The 13,080-nt window shown below is 73.8% G+C and carries 9 protein-coding genes; 4 read left to right on the top strand and 5 right to left on the bottom strand.

Translation table 11 applies throughout. The annotated features are described in order from the left end of the window. Positions 1-212: 212 nt before the first annotated feature. Genes ACZ5C2_RS15490 through ACZ5C2_RS15475 form a run of 4 tightly spaced genes read right to left on the bottom strand, consistent with a single transcriptional unit; the run spans position 213 to position 4,906 of the window. Positions 213-1,286, bottom strand: coding sequence for a hypothetical protein (locus ACZ5C2_RS15490; protein ID WP_468790509.1), 1,074 nt, complete (start codon positions 1,284-1,286; stop codon positions 213-215). Positions 1,287-1,330: 44 nt separating this feature from the next. Further along, entirely contained in the window at positions 1,331-2,269 is a 939-nt protein-coding gene (locus ACZ5C2_RS15485; protein ID WP_468790507.1) for an N-acetylneuraminate synthase family protein, read from the bottom strand. 13 nt (positions 2,270-2,282) lie between these two features. Further along, the gene (locus tag ACZ5C2_RS15480; protein WP_468790505.1) at positions 2,283-3,536 is read right to left on the bottom strand and encodes a cytidylyltransferase domain-containing protein; all 1,254 of its coding nucleotides are present in this window, start codon (positions 3,534-3,536) and stop codon (positions 2,283-2,285) included. 44 nt (positions 3,537-3,580) lie between these two features. Next, positions 3,581-4,906, bottom strand: coding sequence for a DUF6716 putative glycosyltransferase (locus ACZ5C2_RS15475; protein ID WP_468790503.1), 1,326 nt, complete (start codon positions 4,904-4,906; stop codon positions 3,581-3,583). 198 nt (positions 4,907-5,104) lie between these two features. On the opposite strand from ACZ5C2_RS15475, the gene ACZ5C2_RS15470 reads away from it, so the two are divergent. Then, positions 5,105-6,091 (top strand): glycosyltransferase family 2 protein, encoded by a 987-nt coding sequence (locus tag ACZ5C2_RS15470; protein ID WP_468790501.1) that lies wholly within the window; start codon positions 5,105-5,107, stop codon positions 6,089-6,091. Beyond that, a complete protein-coding gene (locus ACZ5C2_RS15465) occupies positions 6,091-7,422 on the top strand; it encodes a polysialyltransferase family glycosyltransferase (RefSeq protein ID WP_468790499.1) in 1,332 nt (443 codons plus the stop codon). Before ACZ5C2_RS15470 ends, ACZ5C2_RS15465 begins: the two co-directional genes overlap by 1 nt. 557 nt (positions 7,423-7,979) lie before the next feature. Here ACZ5C2_RS15465 and ACZ5C2_RS15460 read toward each other — a convergent pair. Then, positions 7,980-9,239: an RCC1 domain-containing protein gene (locus tag ACZ5C2_RS15460; RefSeq protein WP_468790497.1), complete on the bottom strand. Its 1,260-nt coding sequence runs from the start codon at positions 9,237-9,239 to the stop codon at positions 7,980-7,982. Positions 9,240-9,526: 287 nt separating this feature from the next. Between ACZ5C2_RS15460 and ACZ5C2_RS15455 the strand changes: the two genes are divergently transcribed. Further along, positions 9,527-10,783, top strand: coding sequence for a hypothetical protein (locus tag ACZ5C2_RS15455; RefSeq protein WP_468790495.1), 1,257 nt, complete (start codon positions 9,527-9,529; stop codon positions 10,781-10,783). Continuing rightward, positions 10,780-13,080, top strand: coding sequence for a polysaccharide pyruvyl transferase family protein (locus tag ACZ5C2_RS15450; RefSeq protein ID WP_468790494.1), 2,301 nt, complete (start codon positions 10,780-10,782; stop codon positions 13,078-13,080). Before ACZ5C2_RS15455 ends, ACZ5C2_RS15450 begins: the two co-directional genes overlap by 4 nt.

The following is a 13,080-nucleotide window of genomic DNA, read 5'->3' as shown; positions in this document are numbered from 1 at the left end:
CGCCCGGCAGGGTGGTGCGGATCACCGCTCACGTCGGACGGCAGGCCGTGACGACGCCCGGACAGCCCTCGCCGGGCACCCTCCCTCCCCGGATCGGGGACACGATCGAGCGTATTTCGCGCTCCTCCGGGGGCGGGCGGCCAGGCGCGGCCCGGTGAGAGGGGGCGTTGAGGGCCGGGAGGGCCCGCCCGGCGGCGGGTTCGGCACCAGGCCTACGGCCGGACGGGTGACGCCACCGCCGGCAGCCGGTGGACGCCCCGCGCGGAGTCCGTCACCCCGGACAGGAAGCCCTGGGCACGGGGGGAGGCCGTTCCGGTCAGCCAGGCGGGATCTATGTCGCAGACCGTCACGCGGACGTCCGTGCCGGTCAGGGCGAGGGGGAGGGTGTGGACGACCGTGGACGGGAAGCTGAGGACGGTGCGGCCGATGGGCCCGCGGCGGGCGACCAACTCGAGGGGGAGTTCGGGGCGGACGATCTCCAGACCCGTCTCGACCGTCAGCCGGTGGAGTTTCTCCGTGCTCTCACGGCGGTGCGCGAAGTAGCGCCGGGCGCCATGGGTCTTCGCCAGGGAGCGGACCGCCCGCAGGTAGGCGTCGGCGTCCACCACGCCGGTCTCCACCAGCGAGGTGCCCACCAGGTCGGCACCCTGGGTGACACGGGGCGGGCCGAAGCGGCCCCGGGTCCAGGCGAAGGTGTGGGCGCGGACGGTGACTCCGGGCGGGGTGTCCTCCATGGGCATGGAGGTGAAGACCTCCACCGTACGGTTCCTGCCCGGGGTGAGCCGGCGCCTGGCGGCGGCGGAAACGGGGGCGAGGACGAGGTCTCGGGGGCCGGGGCGGCCGCCCTTGCGGTGCCAGCGCACCAGGCGTTCGCCACGGGCCAGCTGGCCGACGAACTCCATGGTCGCGGTGCCGTCGTCGACCACGACGACCTCGCGGGCCCGGGTGATCGTCAGCAGCAGCTGGACATACCGCGAGAAGGGGTCGCCGAGGACGACGCGGGGGGCCCGGCGCAGCGGCCCGGCCAGTCCGCCGACCGTCCGCAGCGGGGCGCCCGTTCCCCCGCGGGCCTCCTCCCAGCGGACCTCGTGGCCCTCCTCGCGGGCCAGCTCCGCCATCCGGCGCAGCTGGCCGCGGGTCATCGGGTCGACCGGGGACAGCACCACCAGGGTGAGCCCCACGCCGGGCGCATGCGCGTGCGCCCACTCCAGCACGTTGAGCAGCTGTACCGGGCTCTCGACGAAGGCGAGAGTGTGGGTGCCGGGCCGGCCGGCGCGGGGGCTCATCGGCGTACGACCGTTCCCGTCGTCGTAGGGGTGGGGGGTGTGGGTCAGACGGACAGCGGTTCGCCCGCGGCCGTGGCGATCTCGGCCTCGGCGACCGCGCCGGCGACGCGGCGCAGCTTCTTCATCGGGCCCAGCTCCGACTCGTAGACCTTCTTCACGCCGTCGCCGAGCGACGCCTCGATGGTGCGGATGTCGCGAACCAGACGGGTCAGGCCCTGCGGCTCGACGGAGGCGGCCTGGTCGGAGCCCCACATGGCGCGGTCGAGGGTGATGTGACGCTCGACGAACGCGGCACCGAGGGCGACGGCGGCGAGGGTGGTCTGCAGACCGGTCTCGTGCCCGGAGTAGCCGATCGGGACGTTCGGGTACTCCTGCTGGAGGGAGTTGATGACCCGCAGGTTGAGCTCCTCGGCCTTCGCCGGGTAGGTGGAGGTGGCGTGGCAGAGCAGGATGTTGTCGCTGCCCAGGACCTCGACCGCGTGCCGGATCTGCTTCGGCGTCGACATGCCGGTGGAGAGGATGACGGTGCGGCCGGTGGCACGCAGGGCGCGCAGCAGTTCGTCGTCGGTGAGGGAGGCGGAGGCCACCTTGTGGGCGGGGACGTCGAACTTCTCCAGGAAGGCGACGGCCTCGGTGTCCCACGGGGAGGCGAACCAGGCGATGCCCTTCTTCTTGCAGTAGGCGTCGATCTGGCGGTACTCGTCCTCGCCGAACTCCACGCGGTGGCGGTAGTCGATGTACGTCATCCGGCCCCAGGGGGTGTCCCGCTCGATGTCCCACTGGTCGCGCGGGGTGCAGATCTCGGGCGTGCGCTTCTGGAACTTGACGGCGTCGCAGCCGGCCTCGGCGGCGGCGTCGATCAGCTTGAACGCGTTCTCGATGTCACCGTTGTGGTTGATGCCGATCTCGCCGGTGACGTACACGGGGCGGCCGGGTCCGGCCTCGCGGGAACCGAGGGTGCGGATACGGGAGTTGGTGCTCATGTCCGGGGTTTCCTTACGTGGGGAGGGAATCGAGGGAGGGGCCGAGGATCCAGCCGGCGATCTCCCGGATCGCGCCGTCGCCGCCGGGCAGGGCGGTGACGGCACGGGCGGCGCCGCGTACGACGTCGTGGGCGCTCGCGACCGCCACGGGCCAGCCGACGAGGGCGAAGCACGGGAGGTCGTTGACGTCGTTTCCGACGTAGAGCACGCGCTCCGGCGCGATGCCCTGCTCCTCGCACCACTGCTTGAGTGCGAGGTCCTTGCGGTCGATGCCGTGCAGCGCGGGGAGCCGGAGCTTGCGTGCGCGGGCGGCGACGACCGGGTTCTGTTCGGTGGACAGGACGAGCAGCTTCAGGCCGCTCCTGCGCAGGGCGGCGATGCCGAGCCCGTCGCCGCGGTGCACGGCGACGAACTCCTGTCCACTGGAGTCGATCAGCACCCGGTCGTCGGTCTGGGTGCCGTCGAAGTCGAGGACGACCGCGTCGATGTCGTCGGCGGTCGGAAGCGCGCCGACGGGGGTCCCTCCGCTCGAACCAAGCTTGGAGTCGGGGAGGTCGGCGTCGAAGAGCGGCGCGAGGGCGCGGGCCCGGGCGAGGTCGTGCGGGTCGTCGATCTCCAGGACACGGGCGGGGTCGGTGCGTACGGGTTCGGTGCGGCCGAAGAAGCGGTGCCGGTGCTCGCGGAAACCGGCCGCGTCCATGGCGTAGGCGGCACCGGTCTCCAGGAGGTCCTGGGGGCGGTCCTGGCGGCGGGGGCGGAACGACTTGTCGTGGTTGACCCCGTAACCGCCCTCGGTCGTCCGGTCGTCGGCGTCCCGCCAGAGGAAGCCGTGGAACGGGGCGACGGTCACCGCCGTGTCGGCGCCCCCGTCGACGACCGCGGCGGCCACCCCGTCGACGTCCTCGCGGAGCAGGAACGGGCTGGTGCACTGCACGAGCAGGACCACGTCCACCGGGGGGCCGTGCAGGGCTTCGTGGGACTCCATGGCGTGCAGGACGGCCGCCTCCGAGGTGGCGGTGTCGCCGGCGATGGCGGCGGGCCGCAGGACGACCTCGGCGCCGGCCTGTCGCGCGGCGGCGGCGATGGACTGGTCGTCGGTGGAGACGACGACGTCCGTCACGTACCGTGCGGCCCGGCACGCGCGCACGGCGCGGGCCACCAGGGGGACGCCCCCGACGGGGGCGAGGTTCTTCGCGGGCACGCCCTTGGAGCCGCCGCGCGCGGGGATCACGGCGAGTACCCGGCGTACCGCCGGCGGGTTGGACATGGGATCAGCTCCTCGAGCGGGGTTCGGGGCGGGGCTCCGGGTGGTCACAGCTCGCCCATCCGGCGGATCACGGGAGCCACCCGCTGCACTCCGTGCCGGTAGGCGCCGCGCGCCGCCCGGCGCACGACCTGCCGGACCGGTCCGGGCTGCTTGTCGGCGGCGGGCGCGCCGGGCAGCGGAGTGCCGTCAGGGCCGAGGTGGTGGCGGGCGAGAATGCCGGGCAGATAACCGGGCGCGGTGACGGGTGTGTAGTACGGCGTCAGCGGCGGAAGCCCACCGGGACGGCCGAGGAGTCCGGCGATGCGGCCACGGGCGGCGTCGAAGGCCGTCTCGTACGCGCCTGCCCCGGAGGCGGTGTCCCCGGTGGCGACCCCCTGCCGGGCCACCCACTCCTCGTCCGGCTCCGGGCGGTGGCCGGCGTCGAGCTGGTCCCAGGAGGCGAGGCAGCCGGATCCGACGAAGTGGTGGTTGCCGAGCGCCTCCCGGATGCCGAGGTCGGTGAGGACCACGGTGGGGATGCGGCGGTGCAGGGACTCCAGGGCGGCCGTGGAGCTGACGGTGACGAGGAGGTCGGTGCGGTCGAGCACCTCGCCCATGTGCCCGTAGACGAGGCGGAAGTTGGCGGGGAGGTCGAGACGCTGGGCCAGCCTCTGGTAGGGCAGTTCCTCGATGTGTGTGGTGTGTTCGCCGGGCTTGGAGCGCAGCTTCAGCAGCACCTCGCGTTCGGGGTGCCGACGGGCGTGCTCCACCAGACGGTTCAGCAGGTACGTACGGTCCTTGCGGCTGTCCGGTACGGAGGGCTGGGCGGCGAACGTGACGGTGTAAGGGGTGTGTTCGCCGGTGTAGGAGGCCCCTCCGAGGAACGGCAGCGCGACCTCGGTCACCGAACCGGCGTCGGCGCCCACACCCTCGTACACGGCGCGGAAACGGTCCGCGTCCTGACGGGAGTTGGCGAGCACCAGGTCGGCGCCGTGACGCAGCAGCAGGCCGTCGGCGAGCTTCTCGTAGACGACGCCGACATATCCGGTGACGACGACGGGCCGGTCGGCCCGGTCCTCCCAGGCACGCTTCAGCCCGTGCAGCATCGCCTGCACACCGCCGCCGACCAGGGAGAGCACGAGGACGTCGCACGGCTCCTCGCGCATCGCGCGCAGGAACTCGACCGCGGTGACCTCCCGGAGGGAGTCCGCGCCGACGCCTACCTCGCCGAGCTGGCGGGCGGTGGGCGTGGCACGGCCCCGCAGGAGATATCCGTGCAGGCGGATTTCCCGCGGAGCGATGCGGTTCGCGGTGAGCGCGCCCCATTTCCATCGGGTGTCGGAATCCGCGAGGACCGCCACGCTCAGGGGCTTCTTTGCACTTGCTGGCACACCGAAGACGCTAGGAAGCGAATTCTAGGTACGGCCCAACCGTGAATCAACGAGAAGTTAACAACACCCCACCGAGAGCCGAACCGGCCTGCGAAAACACGGTACGTAGGCGGGGGACACCGTACCGACACACGGAGTTCATGCCTTGTACGGTCACCGGAAAGTTGCCGATCCGGGCAGGCTCCTAACGTGGTGCGGGTGCCGAAGCTTTCCGTGATCGTCCCTTTCCACAACATCCGGCAATACGCGCCGGACACCCTCAGAAGTCTTCACCTGAACGCCCGGCCGGACTTCGAGTTCGTTCTGGTCGACGACCATTCCCAGGACGGAACTCAGGAACTGGTCGAGCGGGCCGCCGAGGAACTCGCGGCCGTGGCCCGGGTCCGCCACATCCGCCATGACGGCAATCGTGGGGTGGCCACCGCGCGCAACACCGGACTGGACGCGGCGGGGGGCGAGTACCTGGCCTTCCTGGACGGCGGCGACTGGCTGGCCCCGGGACATCTGTCCGGCCTGGTGGCGGCCGCCGAAGGGCTGGGCTGCGACTTCGTCCGCACCGACCAGGTGCAGGTCACCGACCGCGCCCGGTCCGTACGCCGGGTGCCGGTCGGTCTCCGGGGCGAGGTGCTGAACCCGCGGGACGCGATCCTGCCCGCGGACCGGACGACCTCGGTGGACTACGCGTTCGTCTGGGCCGGCGTCTACCACCGGCGGCTGCTGGAAAGGGGGTTGCTGCACTTCACGGAGGGCCTGCGCACGGCGGAGGACCGGCCGTGGATCTGGAAGCTGCACCGCGAGGCGGAGTCGTTCGCCGTGACCGACCTGCTGGGCGTGTTCTACCGGCGCGGGGTCGCCTCCTCCCTCACCCGGATCGGCGACGCCCGGCAGCTCGACTTCATCCGCGCCTTCGACCAGGTCGTGGAGGAGACGTCGGCGGACCGGGACGCCGCCCTGCTGCTGCCGAAGGCGGTGCGGACGTACTGCGCGGTCATCGCCCACCACCTGGCCGAGCCGGACAAGTTCGAACCGGCCGTGGCCCGGCGGCTGCGGACGATGAGCGCGGCGGCCCTGCGGCGGCTGCCACAGGATGTGCTCGACGACGTACTGGAGAGCATGGACCCGCACCGCTCCACCCGGCTGCGGCGGCTGCGGCGCCGTGCCGGCACGGGGAAGGAGGCCGCCTGATGTCCCGTACCACTCAGATCTTCTGCGCCTCGACGCTGCACGGCGTGGTCATGCTGGCGGCGGCGATCGAGTCCGACTGCTTCCCGGAGGCCGAGCGGCGGGTGCTGCTGGTCTGCGACGATTCCGCCGTCCCGGAGGCCACACCGGCACCGGACGCGATACCGGGCTTCGCGCCGCTGCGCGCCCACTTCGACGAGGTGCTGTCCTGGAACGAGGCCGTCCGGCCCTTCCACCCGGCGGCCTGGACACCCCGCTCCGAGGACGTTCCGCTCCTGGAGCGTCATCTCCGGCTGCTGTGGGGGCTCGGCGACGACCGTGTGGAGCTGGTGCTGGAGTCGCCGGACGGCCCCCCGGCCCTGGCGGTGGCCCAGGTGTTCACCGGGGCTCCGGTCCACGTCCACGCGGGCGGCCCGGCGGGCTACGGGCCCACGCGGGGCAAGCTCGACCCGCTGATCGGCACACGGGTGAGGCAGGTGCTGCATCTGGACCTGGTGCCGGGCCTGACGCCGATGCTGCTGACCGAGTTCGGTGTGCCCGCGCGGGCGGTGCCCACGGACACCTTCCTGAAAGTGGTCCGTGAACTGTCGGCGGCGATCCTGGAGTTGCCCTCGTTGCCGGACAACGCGGCGCTGCTGGTGGGCCAGTGCCTGTCCACGCTCGGCATCCACTCCCCCGGGGAAGAGGACGGCCTGCATGTGCGGATGCTGCGCGGAGCGAGCGAACGCGGCCATCGCACGGTCGTCTTCATGCCTCACCCCGCCGCTCCGGTCCGGCACGGCAGCGCGCTGCGGACCGAGGCGGAGCGGCTCGGGGTGGACCTCACCGTCCTGGACACCCCCGTGCCCGCCGAGGTGCTGTTCGAGACGACCCGGCCCGCGCTGGTCGTCGGCTGCTCGTCGACCGCGCTGTTCACGGCGTCGGCGTTCTACGGCCTGCCGGTCGCCCGCGTCGGCACCGAGCGGCTGCTGGAGCGGCTGACGCCCTACCAGAACGCCCACCGGATCCCGGCCGTCCTGGCCGACGCGCTGCTTTTGGACCTGGAAGGCGGCAAGGCCACGGCACCGGTCCCGGCGGACGAGCTGAACGACCTGGTGACCGCGCTGGGCTTCACCATGCGGCCGCAGGTCCACCCGTCCCTGCGCCCGGCCGCCGAGCGTTACCTCGCCCGGCACTTCGGCCCGCGTGCCCAACACTGGTTCCGGCGCAAGCGGCTCACCTCGCTGGGGCTGCCCGGCGGCATCCCGAAGCGGCTGGCGTTCCTGCCCCGCAACGCCACCGCGCGCCGGGTGGTGCGGCGGGCACGGGCGCTGAGGAAGGCCGTGCGGGGATAGACCGTCGTGTGGATCAGTACGCGGTCGGTCGACGGCGCCCGTCGGCGCGCGCAGCGGGGTCCGGTGCGCGCGGCCGCACGGCGAAGGAGGGCACCGTCGACGCGATGGGGCCCCGCCAGCGCGGTCGGGCACGGGGAGCGGAACCGGACGACAACGCCGCTGGGGGCGTGCCCTCGCGCTCTTCGGACCGTGGGAGGAGTGTGTGCCCGGCCTTTCGCCCGCGGTGGGGTCCGAAGCGAACGTCAGGCCTTGGGCGTGCTGTGCGGCCAGGTCGGGTGCGCGGGGTCGGGTGCGCGGGGTCGGGTACGCGGGGTCGGGTACGCGGGGTCGGGTACGCGGGGTCGGGTACGCCAGGCCGGCGACGCGGTGCCCGGCGCACAAGGCCCGGCGCGCAAGGCCCGGCGCGCAAGGCCCGGCGCACGGGCCGGCGCCACGGGCCGGCGCCACGGGATCCGGTACACGCAACCCAGTGCACGAGGCCCGGTGCACGGGCCGGCGCCACGGGATCCGGTACACGCACCGCGGTACGCGGGTCCGCGCACCGGGAAACCGCCGGTTCACGCCGGCTGGGTCAGCCGGTCCGGATGCTGGGCGGTGGCGTCCCGGAAGGGCTCGTTGCCGGTGGCGTCGGCGGACGGGGCCTGCTCGAGGACCACGTGCCGGCCGGACAGGTCCAGGGCGGGGCCGGGCAGCGGTATCCGCACCGGCCGGGCGGCACCGTTCCCGGTCCGGCCGCCGAGTCCCAGGCCCGACCCCCAGCCCCACAGCCGCCCCCGGGTGTCGATGGCGAGTCCGGCGAATCCGGACGCGGCGATCCGGCGGATCTCGGGGAGGCCCTCCACGCGGACCGGCTCGGCGGAGGTGTGCTCCGACGTGTCGCCGTCGCCCAGCGCGCCGCCCACGCCCCGGCCCCAGGCCCGCACCACGCCGTCGCGGTCCAGGGCGTAGGCCACGTTCTCGCCGCCCGCCACCTGAACCACGTCCGTGAGACCGGGCACGAGTACCGGGTCGCCGGTCTGGCCGCCGCGCGGCTCGACCCCCAGCAGACCGTGGGCGTTGTTCCCCCACGCGCAGACCCTGCCGTCCCCCTTGACGGCGACCACCGCCCCGCCCGCCGAGGCCACGTCGACGACACCGCTCACGCCGTCGATCGTGGTGAGCCGGGTGTGGTCGACGTCGCCGAGGACGTCGGTGAGGTTGATGCCCCATCCCCGTACCCGGCCGTCGGACCGCAGGGCGAAGGCGTTGAGGGAGCCGGGCCCCATCGAGACCACGTCCTTCAGACCGGGGACGCGCTGCGGGGTCGTCACGCCGTCGTGCCCCTCCCGCTTCCCGGCCTTGACCAGGAACCGGTCCGCACCCCAGGCCATCACGGTGCCGTCCCGCCGGACGACGTAGAACGTCGGCCCGCTGCTGTGGACCGAGCGGGCGTCCTCGATGCCGGGCACCTGGCGCGGCTCGGCCTGGTAATAGCGTGCGCGGGAGCCCTGCCCGAGGGAGCCGCCGATGTTGGTGCCGTAGGACCACACGGTGCCGTCGGCGCGTACCGCCACCGTGGTCCAGCGGCCGTCCGCGACCGAGACGACGTCGGTCCAGCCCGGCACCGGGCCCTCCTCGCGGATACCGGCCGGTGCGCCGTCCATCGGGGCCCAGAGCCAGGCGACGCCCACCGGCGCCTGCCGCGGTGCGGGATGCGCGGCGGGCCCGTCCGGACACCGGGGCGCGTCGAGGACCGCACGGTCCGCCTTGCTGCATCCGGCCAGACCGAGCACGGCGGCGCCCGCGACCAGGACCCGCAGCCACGATTTCAGGGCCATACGACACTCCACTCGCGCCGGGGCACGGCCCGGCCCGTCCGAAGGGCGGAGAGGGACTTCCTCACCGGTCCCCACGGTGCCGGGCGCGGATCACGGGCGGCAGGGCGGACCTGCTCATCCGGGCTCCCCACGGGTAGGTACCGGCACCCAGCGGGGCCTGAGTACGAGCCCCCGGACGCCGAGCCGACTGTTCGAAGGGGACTGTTCACCCCTGGTCCACCCGGACGCCACCGGCGGACCGTTGAACTGGGGCACATTCGTCCTCCGATCCAAGGACGGTGGAACGGATGACGAACCCCCTGGCGGGACTGCTCAAGGCACGGCAGAAGGAGGCCGCCAGGCCCGCGCTGTACGCCCGGGGCATGCGCCTGTGCGGTGAGTATCTCGCGGCCCGTGACGACCGGTCCGCTCCCTCCGACCCGCGCCTCATCCGGGCGGTCGGTGTCCTCGCCGCCTCGCTCGGCACCCCGTCGGCGGATCCTTTCGACGCCCTGCTCCAGGTCGGCGAGCGCGCGCTGGAGGCCGGCGCGGAGGACGGGCCGGCCCTGGCGCTGGGCATCGCCGAGACCTCGACCGAGCTCCGGCAGCGGTCCAAGGCGGCGTGGCGGCTGCGCGGCCTGGCGCTGGACCGGCTCGGGCGCGACGACGAGGCACTGGAGTGCTACGGCCGCCACCTCGCGCTCCAGCAGGGCGGTGACGCGGCGGAGGCGGTCGCCCGCCGGGTCGTCACGCTGCGGCGCCGGCGGGAGTGCCTGGAGGAGGCCGCCGCGCTGTTCCCCGCCTCCGGCGGCCCGCCGCGCGACCTCACCGGCCGCCCCACCGGGATCGCGGCGCGGGAGTTCGCCGCCCAGGTGCGGGCGCGGGTGGCCGAGCACGGCATGGGCGATCCCGCCGTACGGCGTCTGCTGGAGCTGTACGGCACGTACCGGCGACTCGTCGAGCGGTCCGCGCTGGAGGACCCGTTGCTGGGCGGAAGCACACCGGTCGGTGTCGGCGGGCTGCGGGCTCTGGTCGCGGGGCGGACGGTGTGCCTGGTCTCGAACGCCGGGGAGGTCGCCGGGAGCACGCTGGGCGCGGAGATCGACGGCTATGACCTGGTCGTGCGCTGTGACGCGTTCCGTATCCGCGCGGAGGGCACCGGCGAGCGCACCGGGCTGCACGCCGTCTCGCTGCGGGGCGACACACCGTGGGACGGGCCCTCGTGGTCGCGGCGGGCAGGCATCCGGCTGGTGTTCGGGGACCCGGCCGGGACCTGGCGCCGCGCGACGCGGGAGCGGCTGGCCGCCGGGGCGCAGGACCATGTCGGTGACGCCTCGCTGCGGCGGCCCCTGAGCGATCCGGCGCTGCTGGGCGAGGACAGCTGGGGCACGGGGACCGGCACCGCGTTCACCGTGCTGCGGCTGCTGGACTTCCTGGATGTCAGCCCCCGCCTGGACCTCATCGGCTTCGACAGGCCCGGCCGGTTGCGGCCGGCGGAGGCCGAGTGGGTCATGGACCGCGCGACGCACGTCGACGCCCGCACGATGAGGATCGCCCTGCGATGACCCACTCCGCCGCACAGGCCACCGGCGCTTCCTCCGCCTCCGGCGCCTCCGACGGCGCCGCCGCTTCCTCCTCCGCTTCCTCGTCCGCTTCCTCCTCCGCCGACGACCGGCGCGCCGTCACCGGCAAACGCCGGATCGCGTTCGCCGTGCACACCGACGCCGACCGCCTGCCCGCTCTGGCCACGCTGCTGCGCAGCCTGGCGCTGACCAATCCGGGTGTGTGCGAGGACTTCGTGGTGCTGCACCCGGGGCTGCCGGACACCTCGTTCGACGCCCTGCGCGGGCTGCACCCGCGCCTGGTCCCGCGCCGCGCGGACAGCCGCCGGGACGTGTTCCGGCTGGAGGACTACGACACCGTCGTCGCCCTCTCCCCCACCATGGTCGTGCTGGGGGACATCGGGGAACTGCTGCGTCTGCGGCATGGGGTGGGCGCCGTGCGTCAGGCGGTGTGGGACGGGCAGGGCGGTGAGCGGCGTACCGTCCTGCCGGACGGTCTGCTGGTGGTGCAGCGCGCCGATGTGAGCGACGCCGTGGTCGCCCGGCTCGACGGCGACGACTGGGGCTCGGCGCTCGAGGGGGTCCTGACGCCGGTCGACGCGCGGTACGACGTCCTCGTCCGCCGGCTCTACGACGACACACCCGTACCCGCCCAGGCCGCCGTGCTGCGTTTCCCCGGCCCGTCCGACGAGCCCGGGTACGCCCCGGCCACCGAGGCGCGGCGCCGCTTCGAGTGGGGCGACGAGGAGTTCCGCGCCGCGTACTGCGCCCTGCCCGGCCACCGGCACCCCGAGCTGCTGGCCCACCTCGCGCCGCCGTTGCTCCGGGCGCGTCCCTCGCTCGGCCTCGCCCGTACGGTCGCCGACGTGTACCGCGGGCAGGGCCGCTACGACGAGGCCGTGGACGTACTCGCCCCGGTGGTCGGCGACCGGCTGGACGCGCCGCGCTGCCAGGAGACGCTGGGCGTCTGTCTGATGGCGCTGTCGCGCTACGAGGAGGCGGAGGCGCGGCTGCTGCTGGCGGCGGCATCCCCCGACGTGGCGCCGCGTGCCTTCGCCCAGCTCGCGCGGCTGGCGTGGCTGTGCGGACGGGACACGGACGCACACGGTTACGCCCGTGCGGGGCTGGAGGCCGATCCGACCGACGCCGGGTGCCGCGGCTGGTACGTCCGCACGCGGGCGGAGGACCGGCCGGATCCGGCGCCGGTCGCGGCCGGGGACCAGCTGGCGCATGTGGCGCTGTTCGCCGAGGGGCAGGAGAACGCGGGCGACAAGGTGCTGCCCGAGGCCGTGCGCCTGTGCTTCGGCCCCGACACCGGGCCCCGCGGCTGGTACCGGCAGCCGGTGCACCGGCTGGTAGACGAAGCGGCGCTGGAGGAACTCAACGCGCGGCGCGGGGTGGTCGTCGGCGGCGGCGGACTGTTCCTCCCCGACACCTCCCCCAACGGCAACAGCCACTGGCAGTGGAACGTCCCGGACGACGTGCTGGCCCGGCTGACGGCACCGCTGGCGGTGTTCGCGGTGGGCTACAACGTGTTCGACGGGCAGCTGTACCGCAGGAGCCGGTTCGCCGAGAGCCTGCGGGTCCTCGTCGAGCGGTCGGCGTTCTTCGGACTGCGCAACCACGGCTCGGTCGAACGCGTCCGCGAGTTGCTCCCCGCAGGGCTGCGCGACCGGGTGCGTTACCAGCCCTGCCCCACCACCGTGGCCCGGTACCTGGTCCCGGGCTGGGCCGACCCGGCGGAGCGGGACGACACCGTCCTGGTCAACTGCGCCTACGACCGTGCCGGTCTGCGCTTCGGCCACGACTACGGCGACTTCCTCGCCCGGATGGCCACCGCGCTGCGCGGCCTGCGGGACCGGGCCGACGTACGGTACGCGGCCCATATGCCCGCCGATGAGAGGTTCGTGCACGACCTGCGCCGGGAACACGGGCTGAGCCTGCCCGTGGAGCGGCTCTACGACATGACCAACGACGGGATCCGTGACCTGTACCGCCGGGCGCGGCTGGTGATCGGGATGCGCGGGCACGCGGGGATGATCCCGTTCGGCTGCGGCACCCCGATCCTCAGCCTTGTCTCCCATCCGAAGCTCGCCTACTTCCTGTCCGACATCGGCCGCGAGGACTGGGGGCTGTCGGTGCACGACCGGGACCTCGGCTCCCGGCTCATGGAACGGGCGGCGGCGGTGCTCGACGACCATCCGGCCGCGGTGGCGGACGTGCACGACGCGCAGAAGTTCCTGTGGGACACCACGCGGTCGAACCTCGACGAACTCCGGGAGACCTTCGGACCGACCTGA

Source organism: Streptomyces sp. NPDC031365, assembly GCF_055569765.1.
Note: the sequence above shows the minus strand (reverse complement) of the source record. Positions and strands in the feature narration are given on the sequence as shown.

Bases quoted from the DNA above. Each gene is read 5' to 3' on its own strand.
- ACZ5C2_RS15490 (WP_468790509.1), bottom strand. From the start codon at position 1,286: ATGAGCCCCCGCGCCGGCCGGCCCGGCACCCACACTCTCGCCTTCGTC.
- ACZ5C2_RS15455 (WP_468790495.1), top strand. From the start codon at position 9,527: ATGACGAACCCCCTGGCGGGACTGCTCAAGGCACGGCAGAAGGAGGCC.
- ACZ5C2_RS15460 (WP_468790497.1), bottom strand. From the start codon at position 9,239: ATGGCCCTGAAATCGTGGCTGCGGGTCCTGGTCGCGGGCGCCGCCGTG.
- ACZ5C2_RS15485 (WP_468790507.1), bottom strand. From the start codon at position 2,269: ATGAGCACCAACTCCCGTATCCGCACCCTCGGTTCCCGCGAGGCCGGA.
- ACZ5C2_RS15480 (WP_468790505.1), bottom strand. From the start codon at position 3,536: ATGTCCAACCCGCCGGCGGTACGCCGGGTACTCGCCGTGATCCCCGCG.
- ACZ5C2_RS15465 (WP_468790499.1), top strand. From the start codon at position 6,091: ATGTCCCGTACCACTCAGATCTTCTGCGCCTCGACGCTGCACGGCGTG.
- ACZ5C2_RS15450 (WP_468790494.1), top strand. From the start codon at position 10,780: ATGACCCACTCCGCCGCACAGGCCACCGGCGCTTCCTCCGCCTCCGGC.